14 protein-coding genes are annotated in these 15,997 nt (G+C 71.5%); 8 read left to right on the top strand and 6 right to left on the bottom strand.

Features of this window, described 5'->3' with window-relative positions:
- Positions 1-46 precede the first annotated feature (46 nt).
- Together QSK36_RS28555 and QSK36_RS28550 are read right to left on the bottom strand one after the other, a co-directional pair.
- A complete protein-coding gene (locus QSK36_RS28555) occupies positions 47-832 on the bottom strand; it encodes an SURF1 family cytochrome oxidase biogenesis protein (protein ID WP_183538336.1) in 786 nt (261 codons plus the stop codon).
- 78 nt (positions 833-910) lie between these two features.
- Positions 911-1,378, bottom strand: a complete 468-nt coding sequence (locus QSK36_RS28550) for a winged helix-turn-helix transcriptional regulator (RefSeq protein WP_221263884.1) — start codon at positions 1,376-1,378, stop codon at positions 911-913.
- Between the two features lie 95 nt (positions 1,379-1,473).
- On the opposite strand from QSK36_RS28550, the gene QSK36_RS28545 reads away from it, so the two are divergent.
- The 3 genes from QSK36_RS28545 to QSK36_RS28535 are packed head-to-tail and all read left to right on the top strand — an operon-like array spanning position 1,474 to position 4,054.
- Positions 1,474-1,977 carry a GNAT family N-acetyltransferase gene (locus QSK36_RS28545; RefSeq protein WP_285784497.1) on the top strand — a complete coding sequence of 168 codons (504 nt, stop codon included), beginning with the start codon at positions 1,474-1,476 and terminating at the stop codon, positions 1,975-1,977.
- The gene (locus QSK36_RS28540; RefSeq protein ID WP_182901736.1) at positions 1,974-2,564 is read left to right on the top strand and encodes a TetR/AcrR family transcriptional regulator; all 591 of its coding nucleotides are present in this window, start codon (positions 1,974-1,976) and stop codon (positions 2,562-2,564) included. Before QSK36_RS28545 ends, QSK36_RS28540 begins: the two co-directional genes overlap by 4 nt.
- An 11-nt stretch (positions 2,565-2,575) precedes the next feature.
- Positions 2,576-4,054 carry a DUF7059 domain-containing protein gene (locus tag QSK36_RS28535; RefSeq protein WP_502883356.1) on the top strand — a complete coding sequence of 493 codons (1,479 nt, stop codon included), beginning with the start codon at positions 2,576-2,578 and terminating at the stop codon, positions 4,052-4,054.
- A 257-nt stretch (positions 4,055-4,311) separates the two neighbouring features.
- Here QSK36_RS28535 and QSK36_RS28530 read toward each other — a convergent pair whose 3' ends face one another.
- On the bottom strand, positions 4,312-7,323 hold the full coding sequence (locus QSK36_RS28530; RefSeq protein WP_285784495.1) for an AfsR/SARP family transcriptional regulator: 3,012 nt from the start codon (positions 7,321-7,323) through the stop codon (positions 4,312-4,314).
- 226 nt (positions 7,324-7,549) lie between these two features.
- On the opposite strand from QSK36_RS28530, the gene QSK36_RS28525 reads away from it, so the two are divergent.
- Positions 7,550-8,092, top strand: coding sequence for a hypothetical protein (locus QSK36_RS28525; protein WP_285784494.1), 543 nt, complete (start codon positions 7,550-7,552; stop codon positions 8,090-8,092).
- Between the two features lie 78 nt (positions 8,093-8,170).
- On the opposite strand, the gene QSK36_RS28520 is transcribed toward QSK36_RS28525, so the two are convergent.
- Both QSK36_RS28520 and QSK36_RS28515 read right to left on the bottom strand, forming a co-directional pair.
- Positions 8,171-8,827 carry a GNAT family N-acetyltransferase gene (locus QSK36_RS28520; protein WP_183538344.1) on the bottom strand — a complete coding sequence of 219 codons (657 nt, stop codon included), beginning with the start codon at positions 8,825-8,827 and terminating at the stop codon, positions 8,171-8,173.
- 182 nt (positions 8,828-9,009) lie between these two features.
- Entirely contained in the window at positions 9,010-10,575 is a 1,566-nt protein-coding gene (locus QSK36_RS28515; protein ID WP_285784493.1) for an FAD-dependent oxidoreductase, read from the bottom strand.
- Positions 10,576-10,647: 72 nt separating this feature from the next.
- Here QSK36_RS28515 and QSK36_RS28510 point away from each other — a divergent pair, with 72 nt between their 5' ends.
- The 4 genes from QSK36_RS28510 to QSK36_RS28495 all read left to right on the top strand — a co-directional run bounded on the left by QSK36_RS28510 (position 10,648) and on the right by QSK36_RS28495 (position 15,516).
- Positions 10,648-11,286 carry a TetR/AcrR family transcriptional regulator gene (locus QSK36_RS28510; protein WP_285784492.1) on the top strand — a complete coding sequence of 213 codons (639 nt, stop codon included), beginning with the start codon at positions 10,648-10,650 and terminating at the stop codon, positions 11,284-11,286.
- Between the two features lie 432 nt (positions 11,287-11,718).
- Positions 11,719-13,626 (top strand): HNH endonuclease signature motif containing protein, encoded by a 1,908-nt coding sequence (locus QSK36_RS28505; RefSeq protein WP_285784491.1) that lies wholly within the window; start codon positions 11,719-11,721, stop codon positions 13,624-13,626.
- Between the two features lie 115 nt (positions 13,627-13,741).
- Complete coding sequence (locus QSK36_RS28500) at positions 13,742-14,500, top strand: glucose 1-dehydrogenase (RefSeq protein WP_183538352.1); 759 nt, start codon at positions 13,742-13,744, stop codon at positions 14,498-14,500.
- 17 nt (positions 14,501-14,517) lie between these two features.
- Positions 14,518-15,516: an LLM class flavin-dependent oxidoreductase gene (locus QSK36_RS28495; RefSeq protein ID WP_285784490.1), complete on the top strand. Its 999-nt coding sequence runs from the start codon at positions 14,518-14,520 to the stop codon at positions 15,514-15,516.
- Between the two features lie 34 nt (positions 15,517-15,550).
- Here QSK36_RS28495 and QSK36_RS28490 read toward each other — a convergent pair whose 3' ends face one another.
- On the bottom strand, positions 15,551-15,937 hold the full coding sequence (locus tag QSK36_RS28490) for an SCO5389 family protein (RefSeq protein ID WP_079320359.1): 387 nt from the start codon (positions 15,935-15,937) through the stop codon (positions 15,551-15,553).
- Positions 15,938-15,997: the final 60 nt, after the last annotated feature.

Below are 15,997 nucleotides of genomic sequence, written 5' to 3'. Positions count from 1 at the left end.
GATAACACCGTACAAGCTGCGAGGTCTCCGGTTGGTATCCGTTCGCTCACCTTGCGGCGCGTACGGTCACGGTTTGTGACACCTGCTCCGTACGGAGGTCGCGGGCCTCCCGGCGCACCAGCAGCACCCAGCCGCCCACCGCGATCCCGATGAACAGCCACCACTGCACGGCGTACGCCAGGTTGAGCCCGCCTCCGGCGCCCACGTCGGGCGGGGGCAGGAGTTCGGGCGCGGGAGCGCCCTGCGGCTGCTGCGCGGTGAGCTCCACGAACCCGCCGAAGACCGCGTACGGCAGGCCCTCGGCGATCCGGGGCGTGTCGATCAGCAGGATCTGGCCGGTCGGCAGCCCGGACCGGTTCCTGATACCGGTGTTGTCCTGCGTCTCCGCCGGGCGGAGCCGTCCGGTGACCGTCACCTCTCCCGTGGGCGGGGCGGGCACCTGCGGCGGAGTCTCGGCGGTCGCTCCGGCCGGGACCCAGCCCCGGTTCACCAGCACGGCGCCCTGCGGCGTGACGAGCGGAGTGACCACGTAGAACCCGACGCGGCTGTTGAGGGTGCGCCTGCGCACCACGAGCTCGTGGGCGGGGTCGTACCGTCCGGTGGCGGTGACGAGGCGATACCTGTCCCGCTCCGGCACCGGAACTCCGGTCCGGTCCAGCCGGTCGAGCGGCACGGGCGCGGCGGCGAGGTTGGCGGTGATCCGCGCGCTGTCGGCCGACCGCTCCTCGAACCGTCCCCACTGCCACCTTCCCAGGAAGAAGAAGGCAGGGATCAGCACGAGCACGAGCAGGTGCAGCCCGACCCAGCGGCGCGAGAGGAGGAACCGGTACACGTGACCAGCCTAGGCAGCCACCGGGGTGGTATGCCCCCCGGGCGGAGCCCGGAAGATGAATACAGGTCAGGCCGTGTCTCAGGCAGGGGTGCTGAGGCGGGCGCCGGGGCCGGGGCGGGGGGTCACCTCGCGCGGGCCGCCGACCTCGTGGCCGTCCTCGCACACCAGGTGCAGCGCGACGGGCGCGCCGCACTCGCGGTGGGTCACCACGACCGGCGGTCCCTCGGGATCGGCCAGATAGCGGTCGCCCCAGTGCATGAGCGCGATCATGATCGGGTAGAGGTCGAGGCCCTTCTGGGTGAGCCGGTACTCGTCGCGCTGGCGCTGGCCGGGCTCCTGGTAGGGCACCTTGCGCAGCAGGCCTTCGTCCACGAGCCGGGACAGCCGCGCGCTCAGCACCTGCCGGGGCGCGCCGGTGCGCGTCTGAAGGTCGGCGAACCGCCGGACGCCGTTGAACGCCTCCCGCAGGACCAGGAACGTCCACTTCTCGCCGAGCACGGCGAGGGTTCGCTCGATGGAGCAGTTGTCCACCCGGTAACGCCGCATGTCGCGCATCGTAACCACAACATCCTCCCTGCATCTAAGTCTACTTGACAGACTCAGCGTGCCCGGGAGAGTCTGAGTCCATGTTGGGAACTCAGGTGAGGCCCCTTGTGGACATCCGTGCGGCGCGTCCCGGCGACGACGAGGAGCGGGTGCGGCACTTCGTGGAGGGCCTGTCGCAGGCCACGCTGACGAACCGCTTCTTCGTCGGCCTGGGCCGGCCGAGCGCGAGCCTGATCCGCGCGATGGTCGCGCGCGACGACAGGCGGGACGCGCTGCTCGCGCTGCACGGCGACGCCGTGATCGGGCACGCCATGAGCCACCTGGCAGAGGGTGAGGCGGAGATCGCGGTCGTGGTGGACGACCGGTGGCAGAGCCTCGGTGTGGGCTCGCGGCTCGTGCGCACCCTCCTGCGGCGGGCGTCCGTACGCGGTGCGGTCGTCGTCGGCATGGACGTCATGACGGAGAACCGGCGGGTTCTGTCCATGGTGCGCAGGGCCTGGCCCTCTGCCACAATCGACACACAAGGCACATCCGTCGAGATCAAAGCCGACCTCGCATTTGCAGAACAAGGTTCTGTTGGTTCACCATTGACTATGTGAAGAACGCGAAGAGCGGGCGAGACGGCAGGGCCAGGATCATCGAGGGCGCCCTGCGCAGGTTCAGCCAGAGCGGGGTGTCGGCCACCACCCTGGCCAGCCTCCGGCAGGAGAGCGGCGTCAGCGTCGGCAGCTTCTATCACCACTTCACGAGCAAGGAACACGTCTTCGGCGTGCTCTACGCCGAGATCCTGGACATGTACCAGGACGCCTTCGTCGGCGAGCTCGTCCGCCACGAGGACGCCCGCGCCGGCATCGAGGCCATCGTCGCGATGCACATGGCCTGGTGCGGCGAGCACCCCGAGCGCGCCCGCCTGCTGATCAGCGAGCGCCCGCCCCGGCGCAACGAGCCCGGCGGGCCGGAGGTCGCCGACTCGAGGCGCGAGTTCTTCCGGCAGGTCGCCGACTGGTGGCGGCCGCACATGAAGGACGGCGTGCTCCGCCCCGTCCCCGCCACCATGTGCTACGTGCTGTGGCTCGGCCCCGCGCAGGAGATGTGCCGGCTGTGGTTCAGCGGCGCTCACCAGCCCACCGAGGAGGAGATCCGCGAGCTGGGCGAGGCCGCCTGGAACAGCCTCAAGATGCCGTAGCCCCGCGATAGATTCGAGGCGTGGACGCCCCTTCTGACCTGGTCCGGCGGCTTCGCGACAGATTCGTGGAGGCCGGTTACACGATCGACGGCGTGCGTGAGCGGCTGGGCGACATGGCCGCCTCCGCCCTGGCCCGTGAGGAGATCGTGCCCGCGCTGCGCGCCACCAGGGACGCCGACCCCCTCGCCACGCTGATCCGACTGTGGTGGCTGGGCGCCCCGGTCAGCATGGCCGCCGCCGACCTCCCCCTGCAGGACCTCATCGAGGCCGGGCTGCTGGTGCGCCTGGGCGACTCCGTGCAGGCCACCGTCCACCTCCAGCCCTGGGACACCGGAACGGGCGACCCGGCGTACGTGGTGTCCGACCGCAAGGTGCGGCCCGGCGACCCCTCCCTGCGACCCGACCACGTGGTCGGAGCGGGCGGCGCCTCGGCCAACCTCGCCCAGCTCGGCTGGACCGCCCCGGTCGGCCGGGCGCTCGACCTCGGCACCGGCTGCGGCGTGCAGGTGCTGCACCTGGCGCCCAGGGCGGAGCACGTCGTCGCGACCGACGTGAACCGCAGGGCCCTGCGGCTGGCCCGCCTCAGCTGGGGCCTGTCCGGCATGACCGGCGTCGAGGCGCGCGAGGGCTCGATGTACGACCCGGTGGACGGCGAGCGCTTCGACCTCGTGGTGTCCAATCCGCCGTTCGTCATCGCGCCCGAGGCCAGGTACACCTACCGGGAGGCCGGGCGGCGCGGCGACGAGTTCTGCCGCGACCTCGTACGGCGCACGCCCCGGCACCTCGCACAGGGCGGCCAGGCGCGCTTCCTCGCCAACTGGCTGCACGTCAAGGGCGAGGACTGGCAGGACAGGGTGGGCGGCTGGCTCACCGAGACCGGCTGCGACGGCTGGGCCGTGCAGCGCGACGTGCAGGACCCGGCCGAGTACGTCGAGCTGTGGCTGCGGGACTCCGCGGAGCACGGCACCTCGGCCTACCGGGAGCGTTACGACGAGTGGCTCGGCTGGTTCGAGTCGATGGACGTGACCGGCGTCGGCTTCGGCTGGATCGCCCTGCACGACTCCGGCTCGCTGAGCCCGCTCGTGCGGGTGGAGGAGATGACGCAGCCGGTCGAGCCCCCGTCCGGCGCACTGGTCGAGGAGGTCCTGCGCGCGGCGCGCGCGGCCCACGAGCTGTCCGACGAGGACCTGCTCGACGCGCGGCTGAAGGTGGCCGAGGGCGTCGTGGAGGAGCGCGTCGGCCCGCCCGGCGCCGACGACCCCTCCCGCATCGCCCTGCGGCAGACCCGGGGCGCGCGCCGTACGGCCGCCGTGGGGACGGTGGAGGCGGCCCTGGCGGGGGTGTGCGACGGCGATCTGCCCACGCGCCCGCTGCTCGCCGCGATCGCCGAGCTGACCGATGAGGACCCCGCCGCGGTGCTGCGCGACGCGCCCGCGGCGCTGCGCCCCCTGATCGCGGACGGTTTCCTGACGGTTGCAAGCCTCCGTTGATCGGAGTTTGAACGGCCCGGGCGACAGTGGTCCTGCGTGGGCTTCGGGGGGGTTCGGAGCCCGCGCGGAAGCCCGGCCGGTCGTCAACGTGAGGCGGCGAGTCGCCACGGGGCGCACCGGAAGGATCCGGGCCCCTGCGCGCCCCAATGGCGACGGGCGGCCGGCCGGGCGGTTCCAGCCCCCGCAAGCGAAGAACGGTGATCGATGTGATCAACCACGTCCGGATGAGCCGGCTCGACGACGACCTGCGACTCGAGTCAGGTCTCGACCTGTTCGCGCAGGAGCGTGCGGATGTCGTCGGCCTCGGGCGAGCCGAGCCGGGTGAAGATGTCGAGGGCCTTGACCAGGGCCTGCCTGCCCCGGCCGGTCTCCCCGAGGCCCGCGAGGGCCTTGCCGAGGGCGGCCAGTGACTGCGCCTCGCCGTACGGGTGGGTGATCTCGCGGCTCACGGTCAGCGCCTGTTCGGCGTGCCGGGCGGCCTCGGCGAACCGCCCGGCGGCGATGAAGGTGGCGGCGAGCCGGTAGCAGACCCGCTGCTCCCAGACCCGCTGGTTGCTCGCGCGGAAGAAGGCCAGGCACTCGGCGTGGTGGACGACGGCCTCGTTGAGCCGCCCGACATAGGACAGCACGTTGCCGAGGTGGTAGCGGGCGCGGGCCACCCCCGCGCCGCTGCCGATCTCGGAGAAGACCGCCAGCCCGCGCTCGGCTGCGGCGATGGCGTCGTCCGGCCGCCCGAGGCCCAGGTGGTCGCGGGCGGAGTAGCACGACGCCAGCGCCTCGCCCGCGGGGTTGCCCGTCTCCCGGTGGACCGCCGTCGCCCGGTCGAACCATTCGAGCGCCTCGGTGTGGCGGCGCCGCCGACCGGCGACGACCGCCAGCGCGTTGCACGTCTCGCCCAGCACGATGCGGTCGCCGGTCTCCTCGCCGAGCGTCCGCGCGGCGAGGAAATGGGTCTCGGCCTCGGCCAGCCGGTTCGCGCCGAACAGCACCCGGCCCAGCACGTAGCGGCAGCGCAACTCCCCGCGCCGCTCGCCGGCCCCGCGGGTCGCCGTCAGCAGGGCCGAGGTGCGCTGCTCGAAGTCTCGCTGGTTGGTGCCCGACTCCAGCAGCGGCTCCATCGCCAGCAGCAGGTCGGCCGCCGCGAGCAGGTCCTCGCCCGACTCGTCCTGAACCACGGCCGCCTGCGCCACGGCCGCCTGCGCCACGGCTCCGAACATGTCCTCGGACTCCGCCGACAACCAGGCAACGGCCTCGTCGGCCGAGGAGAAGGAATGGCCGCGCACGCCCAGGCCGGTGAGGTTGTCCGCGATCGCGCTGCCCTCGTACGCCAGCCGGTGGGCCGCGCCCGCCGACGCCAGATAGAAGCCCAGCAGCCGCCGCAGGGCGAGGGCGCGGGCCACGGGCTCCTCGGCGTCCTCCGCCTGCCGCCGGGCGAACAGCTTGAGCAGGTCGTGGAAGCGGTAGCGGCCCGGGGCGGGCGCCTCCAGCAGGCTGGCGTCGACCAGCGACTCGATCACGTCCTCGGCCTCGGCCGGGGTGAGGTCGAGCACGGCCGCCGCCGCGAAGACCGAGATGCCCGAGCCCGCCGGCAGCGACAGCAGCCGGAACGCCCGCGCCTGCCGGGCGTCGAGCTGGCCGTACCCGAGGGCGAACGTGGCCGAGACCGCCAGGTTGCCGATCTTCATCTCGTCGAGGCGGCGGCGCTCGTCGGCGAGCCGGGGGACGAGCGAGGCGACCGTCCACGACGGGCGGGAGGCGAGCCTGGCCGCGACGATCCGCACGGCTAGCGGCAGGAAGCCGCAGGCGGCGACCACGTCCATGGCGGCGGCCCGTTCCGCCGCCACCCTCTCGGGTCCCGCGACCGCCGAGAGCAGAGACAGCGCCTCCTCGGGCTCCATCACGTCGAGGTCGATGAGCCGGGCCGCGGGCAGGTCGGCCAGTTTGCCCCGGCTGGTGATGATCGCGGCGCAGCCGGCCGAACCGGGCAGCAGGTGCTCGACCTGCTCGGCGTCGCGGGCGTTGTCGAGCAGCACCAGCATCCTGCGGTCGGCGAGCAGCGAACGGAACAGCGCGGAGCGCTCGGCCAGGCCGTCGGGGATGACGTCCATCGGGATGCCGAGGGCGCGCAGGAACGCGACCAGCGCCGTCTCGGGCGCGGTGGGCTCGGCGCCGTATCCGCGCAGGTCGGCGTAGAGCTGACCGTCGGGGAACAGGTCATCGGCGAGGTGGGCCACATGGACGGCCAGGGTCGTCTTGCCCACGCCGCCGATGCCCGACATCGCCGCGATCGGCACGCCCTCTCCCGCCCCTTCCCCGCGGAGCAGCGCGAGCAGCCTCTGCACCAGGCCGGTACGTCCGGTGAAGTCGGGTACGGCCGCCGGGAGCTGCGCCGGTCTCGGCATCTCGATCGACGGGCCGGTCTCGGCCGTCGCGGCGTCATCGTGGACATCCTGCGGCGAGAGCCGTACGGGAGGGGGTGTGGGGGCGAGGGAGGGGTCGGCGGCGAGGATCCGCCGGTGCAGGTCGGCCAGCTCGGCCCCGGGTTCGATGCCGAGCTCCTCGACGAGCGCCTGCCGGGTCTCGGTGAAGACCGACAGCGCCTCGGCCTGCCTGCCGCAGCGGTAGTAGGCCAGCATGAGCTGGGCGCGTAACCGCTCGCGCAGCGGGTGTTCCGCGGCGAGCGCGACCAGCTCGGAGACGATCTCCGCGTGCCGGCCCAGCTCCAGGTCGAGCTCCATGAGCGTCTCGACCGCGCTCATCCGGCGCTCGGCCAGCCGGTCGCGCTGGTGCTCGGCGTACGGGCCGACCGCGCCGGCCAGCGGCTCGCCCGCCCACAGGCGCAGGGCCCCGCGCAGCCGCCGGGCGGCCTCCCCGGCCCGGCCCGTACGGCGGTCGGACTCGGCGGCGGCGCACTCGCGCTCGAAGACGGCGAGGTCGAAGCGGGCGGGGTCGAGCCGCAGCGCGTATCCCCGGCCCACGGAGGTCAGCAGCCGCGGCGGGGTCCTCGGGGAACGGTCCGGCTCCAGGACGGTGCGCAGGCGGGAGACGTAGGTGCGCAACGCGCCGAGCGCGCGCGGCGGCGCGTCCCCGCCCCACACGGCGTCGATCATCTCGTCCGGCGTGACCGCGTGCCCCTCACGCAGCAGGAGCATCGCGAGAATGGAGCGTTGCAAGGGCGTGCCGAGGTCGAGTTCGACGCCGTCACGCCAGGCCAGGACGGGTCCGAGCACGGCGAAGCGCAGGCCGTCCGCGGCGGCGTGATCAGGCATGTGACCTGTCTCCCAATGGCAAGATTTCCGACCAAATGATAGATCGTGTGGCGCGGCGGCAGTAGGACCGAGCGCGCCGGTTCAGTGTGCGTTCAGGTGCTTGAAAGCAGCCTGCAAACCACGGTGAGAGCACTGAAAGCAGCTTGCAGGCGGGCGGGCCTATCACTGAGGTGCAACCCCGACAGCACCCCGCATCGGGGGATCGTCCTCGAACAGGAGAACCGAAATGCGACGCTCCATCACCCTCGGTCTCGCCGCAGCCACCGCCGTCGCCGCCCTCGGGCTGCCGGCCCTCGCGACCGCCGCCTCCGCCGCCCCCGCCTCCGCCGCCTCCGCCGCCTCCGCGCCCCACCACGACGACTGGGACTACGACGGCTGGTGGGGCACCTACTGGTCGAACAACCACCTCGCCAAGGCCAAGGGCTACGTCGACGTGAACTACGACGACGAGGAGTCGAACCGGGTCCACGTCACCGGCAAGCTGTACGACAACGACCACCGCACCTACAACCAGGGCGGCAAGTGCGCGTACATCAAGTTCCGCGTGTCGTCCTGGGACGACGAGGAGGACGACTGGTCCTCCAGCATCAAGTCGTACAAGTACTGCGGCGCCGGCGGCTACAAGCAGATCAACTTCTGGCGCTACGACGTCGCCCAGGTCCAGGCGAAGGTCTGCCAGATCGGTCTGCACAGCAGCTTCCCCGTCAACTGCGGCTCCTGGCACGACATCTACAACGCCTACGAGGACGACTTCGGCTACGACGCCTGATGACCGTCCGCCTCCCGGCACCCCCCGCATGACGCGGCCCGTCCCTTCCGGGACGGGCCGCTCTTCTTTATTGGGTGATCACGCTGCTTCCGATGCCGTTTCCAGGAGGCCCAGCCGCACGCGGAGACGATCGCGTACGGCGGGCCATTCAGGACTCAGGATCGAGTAGTACGCCGTATCTCGGACCGTGTCGTCGGCGCCTCGGCTGTCCGCTCGTCGCACACCGTCGAGGTGCGCGCCGAGGGCCTCGATGGCGACCCGGGATCGGGTGTTGCGTACGTCTGCCTTGAGGGTGATCCGGTGAACCTGCCAGGTCTCGAAGGCCAGGGAGAGCATCAGATACTTGCTCTCCCGGTTGACACCGGTGCCCTGGGCCGACGCGGCGAGCCAGGTGTACCCGATGTCCGCGACGGACGGGACCTCGCCCACCGCGCCCTTCGTCCCCGGCGGCCAGGGCATCGGGCCCTGCCAGTACTCCAGGTTCATCAGACGGGTGGCACCGACCACGCGGTCGGTGTGCAGCCACCGGATGGCGAAGGGCAGCGTGCGGCCCTCCGCCTGCTCAGCCAAGGCGGCCTCCACGTAGGAGGCCATCTCATCCCGGCCAGCGGGAACGCGAGTGAAGGCGTACGTAGAACGGTCTTCACTCGCCGCGGCGACGAGGTCGTCGAGCGCCGCGAGGCTGAGCGGTTCCAGGCGCACGGAGCGCCCGGACAGGGTGACAAAAGCGGGCATGAGCACATGATGGGGGCTGCTGACCACGGCTGATACCAAATGACACGAGACATCTTGGCGGGGTATTGGTTAAGGGGTGTACCCGGACAAGAAACCGCAGGTCAGAGCGTTGATTCGGGTCCCGCGCGGCGGGTGGCCAGGGTAAAGATTTGGCCAAAGATCCACGATGTCCGGGGAACGGTTCAGCGGAGGGCGGCGGGGACGTCCGCAGGCGTGCCGAACCAGGTCTCCAGCGCGTTCGCGAGCCCCTCGGCATCGGTGGCGTCAGGGTCCTCCGCCCACGCGACGACGCCGTCCGGGCGGACGAGCAGCGCGCCGGGAGCGTGCGGGTCGCTTATCGCCGTAGTGACGGTGGCGATCCGGTCTCCGTAACCGTCCGCCGCCGTGCCGCCGAGTCCGGATCCGCTCTGGCGGACGAGCAGGCCACGACCGTCGTGGAGATGGTCGGCGAGCCGTGAGCCGTCCTCGAACTCGTAGTCGGGCACGCTGCGTCCCGCCAACGGGTGCCCGCTGTCGCCGGGCATGTCGTACCGCTGCCAGACGCCGGAGATCTTCTTCACGAAGTAGGTGGTGCCGGTGACCGTCCCGATCAGGTCGGCGACCACCGCCCGCGCCGCCCGCGCGTGGGGGTCGGGACGCATCAGGGCGATCTGGGCACGCGTCCAGTCGAGCACCCAGGCGCCGATCGGATGCCGCTCCCGCGTGTAGGTGTCGAGGAGCCCTTCCGGCGCCTGTCCGCGTACGACCGCCGCGAGCTTCCAGCCGAGGTTCACGGCGTCGCCCAACCCCAGGTTCAGCCCCTGGCCGCCGAAGGGCGAGTGGACGTGCGCGGCGTCGCCGGCCAGCAGCACCCGGCCGAGCCGGTAGGTCGCCGCCTGCCGCGCGTTGTCCGTGAACCGGGTGACCGATGTGATCTTCTTGACGACCACGTCGGAGCCCGTGACGTACCTGACCGCCTCCTGCAGTTCCTCCGTCGTCACCGGTGTGGTCTTGTCGGCCCTGCCGGGCGCGCCGCCGTCGAAGCGCGCCACGAGGATGCGCCCCGGCACCGGCCCGTGGGAGTAGACCCCGGTGGGAGTGGCCTGCCAGCCCACGCCGAGGTGTTCGGTGCCCTCCATCTCCGCGACGGCCTGGTAGGCGGTGATCTCCGGGTCCGTCCCGGGGAACTCGAAGCCGGCCAGCTTGCGCACCGTGCTCCTGCCGCCGTCGCAGCCCACCAGCCAGCGGCCGTGCACCGGGCCGCCGGTCGTGGTGATCGTGACCTGCTCGCCGTCGTCGGTGAAGCCGGTCACCTCCACGCCGCGCCGCACCTCGACTCCCAGCTCGGCAGCGCGTACGGCGAGGATCTGTTCGAGCTGTTGCTGGGGCACCAGGCCGATCTCGGCGGCCGGTCCCCGGCCGGACAGCTCAGGGTCGTCGGCGTCCAGCCGTTCGGCGCTCAGCATCATCCCGGCGAAGTGGCCGGCGAACCTGGGCGGCGTCCGGCGCGGCCCTTCCGTGGAGGCATGTTTGCGCATGAAGGCCTCCACGAGTTCCATCGCCCGCGCCTGCACCTCCTTCAGCTCGGGCAGCAGGCCCCGCCGGTAGAGCGCCTCCACGCTGGGCGTGTTGAGCGAGCCCGCTTTGAGTGTCGGGTCGATCTCGGTCAGCCGTTCGAGTACCACGACCGACACCCCGCCCAGCCGCAGCTCGCAGGCCAGCATCAGGCCGACCGGCCCTCCGCCGGCCACAACGACGTCGTACGACATTCGTCCTCCCCGTAGTTACCGTTGCTATAAACTTACTGTCACTAAAAGTTTTTAGCAACTAGAGTGAGGCGGGTGACGGAGACCTTGGGGCTGCGGGAGCGGAAGAAGCGGCAGACTCGCCAGCTCATCTCGGACGTGGCCTCGGGCCTGTTCATGCAGCGTGGGTTCGACAACGTCACCGTCGCCGAGGTCGCCGAGGCGGCCGGAGTCTCGACCAAGACCGTCTTCAACTACTTCCCCCGCAAGGAGGACCTGTTCCTCGACCGCTATCCCGAGGCGGTGGAGCTGGTCACACGGGCCGTACGGGAGCGTCCCGAGGGGGAGATGCCTCTCGCCGCCCTTCGCCGGCTGTTCCTCGGCATGCTCAGGGAAGGCCACCCGCTCGGCGGGATCGCCCCCGGATTTGAGGTGTTCTGGCAGGTGGTCCAGGACTCGCCCGCGCTCAGGGCCCGGGCGAGGGAACTGGTCGAGGAGTTCGAGGGCGTGCTCGCCCACCTGTTTGCCGAGGCGGCCGGAAGCGACCCGGTCGACCCGGCCGACCCGGCCCCGAGGCTCGCGGCCGCCCTGGTGGTCGCCGCCTATCGCGCCGTGTACGTCACCAGCATCGACAGGATTCGCGCCGGCGATCCCATGCAGGACGTGCTCGCCGACCGCATCACCCTGCTCGACCGCGCCCTGCAAGCCGTCGAGCGCGCCGTCGCCGCTTTCTGAGCAGCGCCTTCGGCGTTTTTCTGCGTAGCGCCTTCGGTGTTATTGCCCCTTTTTTCGGGTTGACCTGCTGCTCCAACTATTCGCTTCTGGCGGTTGCTGAGAGTGATGAGCGGTGAAAGAATTCATACAGGTTTTCGAATTAACTGAGGGGGTGCGATGGGTCTGCCCGACCAGGATTCTGACCACCCTCGTCGTTCGAATGATGCCGTCGGGGACTGGTGGGATCGGCTGACCGCCGATTCCCCTCTGTGGTCGTCCGAAGGTTCACTCGCCCGCGAGCACTTTCCGATCATCGACCCCGAGCTGCCACAGGACGCGAGTCAGGACACCGGCGACGACGCGACCAGTGCCGCGACCGCCGATAGCGCCGGCAGCGCCGGTGGTTGTGGGGCCGGTGCTGGTCGGGACAAGGGCCGGTCGTCGTGGGTGTTGGTGGGTTCTCTTCGTGAGTCGGCGCAGGCGTTGGCGTTGGCGCCGTTGCCCGACGATGCGGACATCTGCCTCGCCGAGGCCGAGGATCTGCTGTTCGCGCGGGATCGGATCACGTGCGCTCTTGCTGATCGGGTGGGGCGGGTGCATGGTGCGGGGCGGGCCAAGCGGCATGGGCATGCCTCCACCCGCAGTTGGTTGCGCACCGCCGGAGGCATGAGCGTCGCGGGTGCGGGGCGCCTGCTCACGTTGGCGGTGGAGTTGGCGCGTCTGCCCCGGGTGCGGGAGAAGTTCGCTGCGGGTGGGTTGGCGGCGGGGGTGGTGGAGGCGATCTGTGCGGCCACCGCGCAGTTGAGTGACGAGCACGCGGGGTTGGCTGAGCCGATTTTGCTGGAGCTGGCGGGTAAGGCGGGGGCGGCGGAGGTGGCCAAAGCCGGGCGCTATCTGCGGGCGGTGCTGGACCCCGACGGGGAAGAGCGGGATGAGCAGGCGGACTACGGGCGGCGGTTCCTGAGGGTCCGCCCCACGAAGGGCGGCGGCCTGGAGGGGGAGTTCTACCTGCCGCGTGAGCCTGCCGCCCGGCTGCTGACCTTGCTCAGCCTTTACGCCAAGCCGAAGGCCGAGGGGGACGACCGGCCGTTGCGGGTCCGCCAGGCGGATGCGTTCATCGCCCACCTGGAGGAGAAGATCGCCGCCGAGCTCCTGGTCCTGGTCACCGCCGAATCCCTCCCCACCGACCCCCAACCCGCAGACCCTCAACCCGCTGATCCCGGCACCGACCACCCCGCCGACGCCGAAGACGCCCAGGATGCCGAGGGCATTGAGGTCGCGGAAGACGGGCGGGACAGCGGGGCTGGCTGGGACAGTGGAGCCGGCCGGGACAGCGAGGGCATCAGCGCCCCCGGCGACACCGGAAGTGCTGACGACCCCGGCGATGTCGAAGACACCAACCCCGGCGACACCAACCCCGGCGACACCGACCCCGGCGACGCCGATACCACCAGTGCCCCGGGCGAGATGGGCGACCTCGGCGACGTGGGCGGCACCGACACCGCGTCTGCCCACGATGAGGGCCTGTGCCACCCTGCGGACCCTGCCCACCCCGCCGACCCTGCCCACCTTGCCGACCCTGCCGACCCTGCCCACCCCGCCGACTGCGGCGACTGGGGGGACTGCGGCGACTGGGGGGACTGCGGAGACGCCGGGGCAGATGCCGGTTCACCTTCGCAGACAGCGCGGCCGGATCCTCCTCCCGAGGATGCCGCTGCGCATCGCGCCCACGCCGGGCATCGGCCTGCGGGGGACTGCCGGCATGGGCAGAGCACGCCTGAGAGCCAAGGCCACGGCCACGAGCGTCGGAGGCACGGCGAGGGCGGGTACGGGTGCGGCGGCGAGGCACGGTGCTCGTGTGCGCCGGGGACACCGGGATCGGAGTGGGGCGTGCCGGGGAGGCCACCGGGAACAGCGCCGGGAACAGCGCCGGGGGTGTTGCTGGGGGCGGCGCCGGGGGTGTTGCTGGCGACCGGGCAGATGCTGCCGGTCTCCAGCGTGCACCGCCTTGCCCGCACCAGCAGCCTGGTCCGCCTGGTCATGGACGCTGACGGGCAGGTGCTGGACATGGGCCGCAAGGTCCGCCTGGCCACCCCCGCCCAACGCAGGGCCGTCTACGCCCGCTACGCCACCTGCTGGATCGACGGCTGCCCACTACCCGCCACCATGTGCCAGATCGACCACGCCGACAACTGGAGCAACGGCGGCCTGACCGACCTGAAGATGCTCGGACCGGCCTGCCAGTTCCACAACCGGGACCGCTACCGCCACCCCGACCGCTACACCCGCCGCAAGGTCGGCACCGACCGCTGGGCCTTCACCTACCACAACCCCACCAGAGCCCGGCGGCTACGGATCTAGGCGAGCATGGGCCGACGCCTGGCTGCCCTGTGACACGGCCGGCTGTCCTGTGACACGGCCGGGAGGATGACTCGGAGTAAGTTGCTGTGATCGAATCGGGGTGAGGAGGCTGGCGATGTCACGGTTCATCGGGAAGTTCGCGGTGGTCACCGGCGCGGCGCGGGGGATCGGTGCGGCGATCGCGCGTCGGTTGGCTGCGGAGGGTGCGGTGGTGGCCTGCGTGGACCTCACAGCGGACCGGTGCGCGTCGATCGTGGACGAGATCACCGTCACCGGAGGCAGGGCGGTCGCGTTCGGCTGTGACGTCTCCGACAGCGCTCAGGTCGAGGCGCTCGTACCGGGGGTGTTGAACGAGTTCGGGCGGATCGACGTGCTGGTGAACAACGCCGGGCTGACCCGCGACAACCTGCTGTTCCGTATGTCGGAGGAAGACTGGGACAAGGTCGTCGACGTGAACCTCAAGAGCGTCTTCCTCATGAGCCGGGCCGTCCAGAAGCACATGGTGGAGCAGCGGTCGGGAGCGATCGTCAACCTGTCGAGCCGGTCGGCGCTGGGCAACCGGGGGCAGGCCAACTACGCGGCGGCCAAGGCGGGCATCCAGGGGCTCACCGCGACCATGGCGATCGAGCTGGGCCCGTTCGGCGTCCGGGTGAACGCGGTCGCACCGGGCTACGTCGCGACGCCGATGACCGAGGCGACGGCCGTGCGACTGGGGGTGACGCCGGAGGAGCACCAGGCCACCATGGCGCAGGCCGTGCCGTTGCGGCGGGTCGGCCAGCCGACCGAGGTCGCGTCAGTGGTGGCGTTCTTCGCCTCCGACGACGCGTCGTATGTCACCGGCCAGACGCTTTACGTCAACGGCGGCCCCCGGTAGGGGGCGCGCCCGCGAGCATGAGGATCGGCGTCTTCCTCGTCGCGGCGGGCTTCCCGGGCATGGCGCCCGGGGACGTGCTGCGCAGCACGGTGGAGGCGATCGAGGCCGCCGAACGGGCCGGGTTCGACGACGCCTGGATCGCCGAGCACCACTTCATGTCGTACGGCGTCTGCCCGTCGGCGGTGACGCTGGCGGCCGTGGCGCTGGGCCGGACCTCGCGGATCACGGTGGGAACGGCGGTCAGTGTGCTGTCCGCCCAGCATCCGGTCGCGTTGGCGGAGCAGGCGGCGATCCTCCACCACGTGTCGGACGGCAGGTTCCGGCTCGGCGTGGGGCGTGGGGGTCCGTGGCTGGAGCTGGAGGTCTTCGGCACCGGAACGGCGAGGTTCGAGCGGGGTTTCCCCGAATCGCTCGACCTGCTGTGCACGGCACTGGACGGCGGTCCGGTGGCGGGGGACGGCGAGTTCTTCCGCTTCCGGGAGGTCACGATGGTCCCGCAGGCCCGGATGTCGCCGGTCGTCGCCTGCACGTCGGACGGCACGGTCCGGCTCGCCGCCGAACGGGGACTGCCCATGCTTCTCGGCATGCACATCGGCGACGAGGAGAAGGCGGAGATGATCGCCGCCTACGAGGCGTACGCGACAGGCCCGGCGGCGCACATCGGCGCCGCGCTCGGTCACGTGGCGGACACCACCGAGCAGGCCATACGGGAGATGCGGGAGTCGCTGCCGCGCTGGCTCGGGCCGGGACTGGCCGGGTACGTCGCCGTGGACGGCCGGCCGCCGCCACGACGGAACGTTCCGGAGTACGTGGACCTGCTGTGCCGGATCCATCCGGTGGGCTCGGCGGAGCACTGCGTGGAGAAGATCACCACCACGGCGGCGCGGACCGGGCTGCGGCATCTCATCCTGATGGTCGAGGGCGCCGGAGACCGTGCGCGGACGCTGGAGAACATCGCACGCCTCGGCGCGGAGGTGCTTCCGGCCGTGAGACGGCGAGGGCCGGGGGCGGCGTGAACCGGAGCGCCGCCCCCGGCCGAAGCCGGCCCGATCAGCAGTCGACCAGTTCGGGGCTCTGGTTCAGGATCTGCGCGCGGGGGGTGACGAACTCCCGGTAGGCCTCGGTGGCCTCCGGGCGGAACACCGCGACACGGTGGCAGTTCTGGAAGGCCAGCCGTACGCCGAAATGCCTTTCGAGGGCGCCGCGCATCGCGTCGCTGGCCAGGCAGCGCAGCAACTGACCGCGAGCGGCCTCGTCGGGCGGCGGCACCTGGTTGTCGGCGAAGTCGGCGCCGGACCGGTCTCGCCGCTCGACCAGCGCGGTGATCGTCGCCCAGGCGTACGGCAGTGAGTCGCGGACGCAGGCGACGAAGGCCGCGTCGTCCACCTCACCGGCGCGGGCCTGGTCGAGCAGGTCGTTGGACACGGACAGCGACATGAGCTGTTCTCCTCTCGGCGTCTGCTCACAGAGCGGGGACGCAGTTGACGGTAGATCGAA

The sequence above is a fragment of the Microbispora sp. NBRC 16548 genome (assembly GCF_030268985.1).
Taxonomy (GTDB): Bacteria; Actinomycetota; Actinomycetes; order Streptosporangiales; family Streptosporangiaceae; genus Microbispora; species Microbispora catharanthi.
The sequence above is the reverse complement of the archived record's forward strand: the minus strand, read 5'-3'. Positions and strand labels throughout refer to the sequence as shown.

Excerpts from the sequence above, each read along its gene's own strand:
- QSK36_RS28550 (WP_221263884.1), bottom strand. The coding sequence starts at position 1,378 with ATGCGGCGTTACCGGGTGGACAACTGCTCCATCGAGCGAACCCTCGCC.
- QSK36_RS28530 (WP_285784495.1), bottom strand. The coding sequence starts at position 7,323 with ATGCCTGATCACGCCGCCGCGGACGGCCTGCGCTTCGCCGTGCTCGGA.
- QSK36_RS28525 (WP_285784494.1), top strand. The coding sequence starts at position 7,550 with ATGCGACGCTCCATCACCCTCGGTCTCGCCGCAGCCACCGCCGTCGCC.
- QSK36_RS28520 (WP_183538344.1), bottom strand. The coding sequence starts at position 8,827 with ATGCCCGCTTTTGTCACCCTGTCCGGGCGCTCCGTGCGCCTGGAACCG.
- QSK36_RS28515 (WP_285784493.1), bottom strand. The coding sequence starts at position 10,575 with ATGTCGTACGACGTCGTTGTGGCCGGCGGAGGGCCGGTCGGCCTGATG.
- QSK36_RS28500 (WP_183538352.1), top strand. The coding sequence starts at position 13,742 with ATGTCACGGTTCATCGGGAAGTTCGCGGTGGTCACCGGCGCGGCGCGG.
- QSK36_RS28495 (WP_285784490.1), top strand. The coding sequence starts at position 14,518 with ATGAGGATCGGCGTCTTCCTCGTCGCGGCGGGCTTCCCGGGCATGGCG.
- QSK36_RS28490 (WP_079320359.1), bottom strand. The coding sequence starts at position 15,937 with ATGTCGCTGTCCGTGTCCAACGACCTGCTCGACCAGGCCCGCGCCGGT.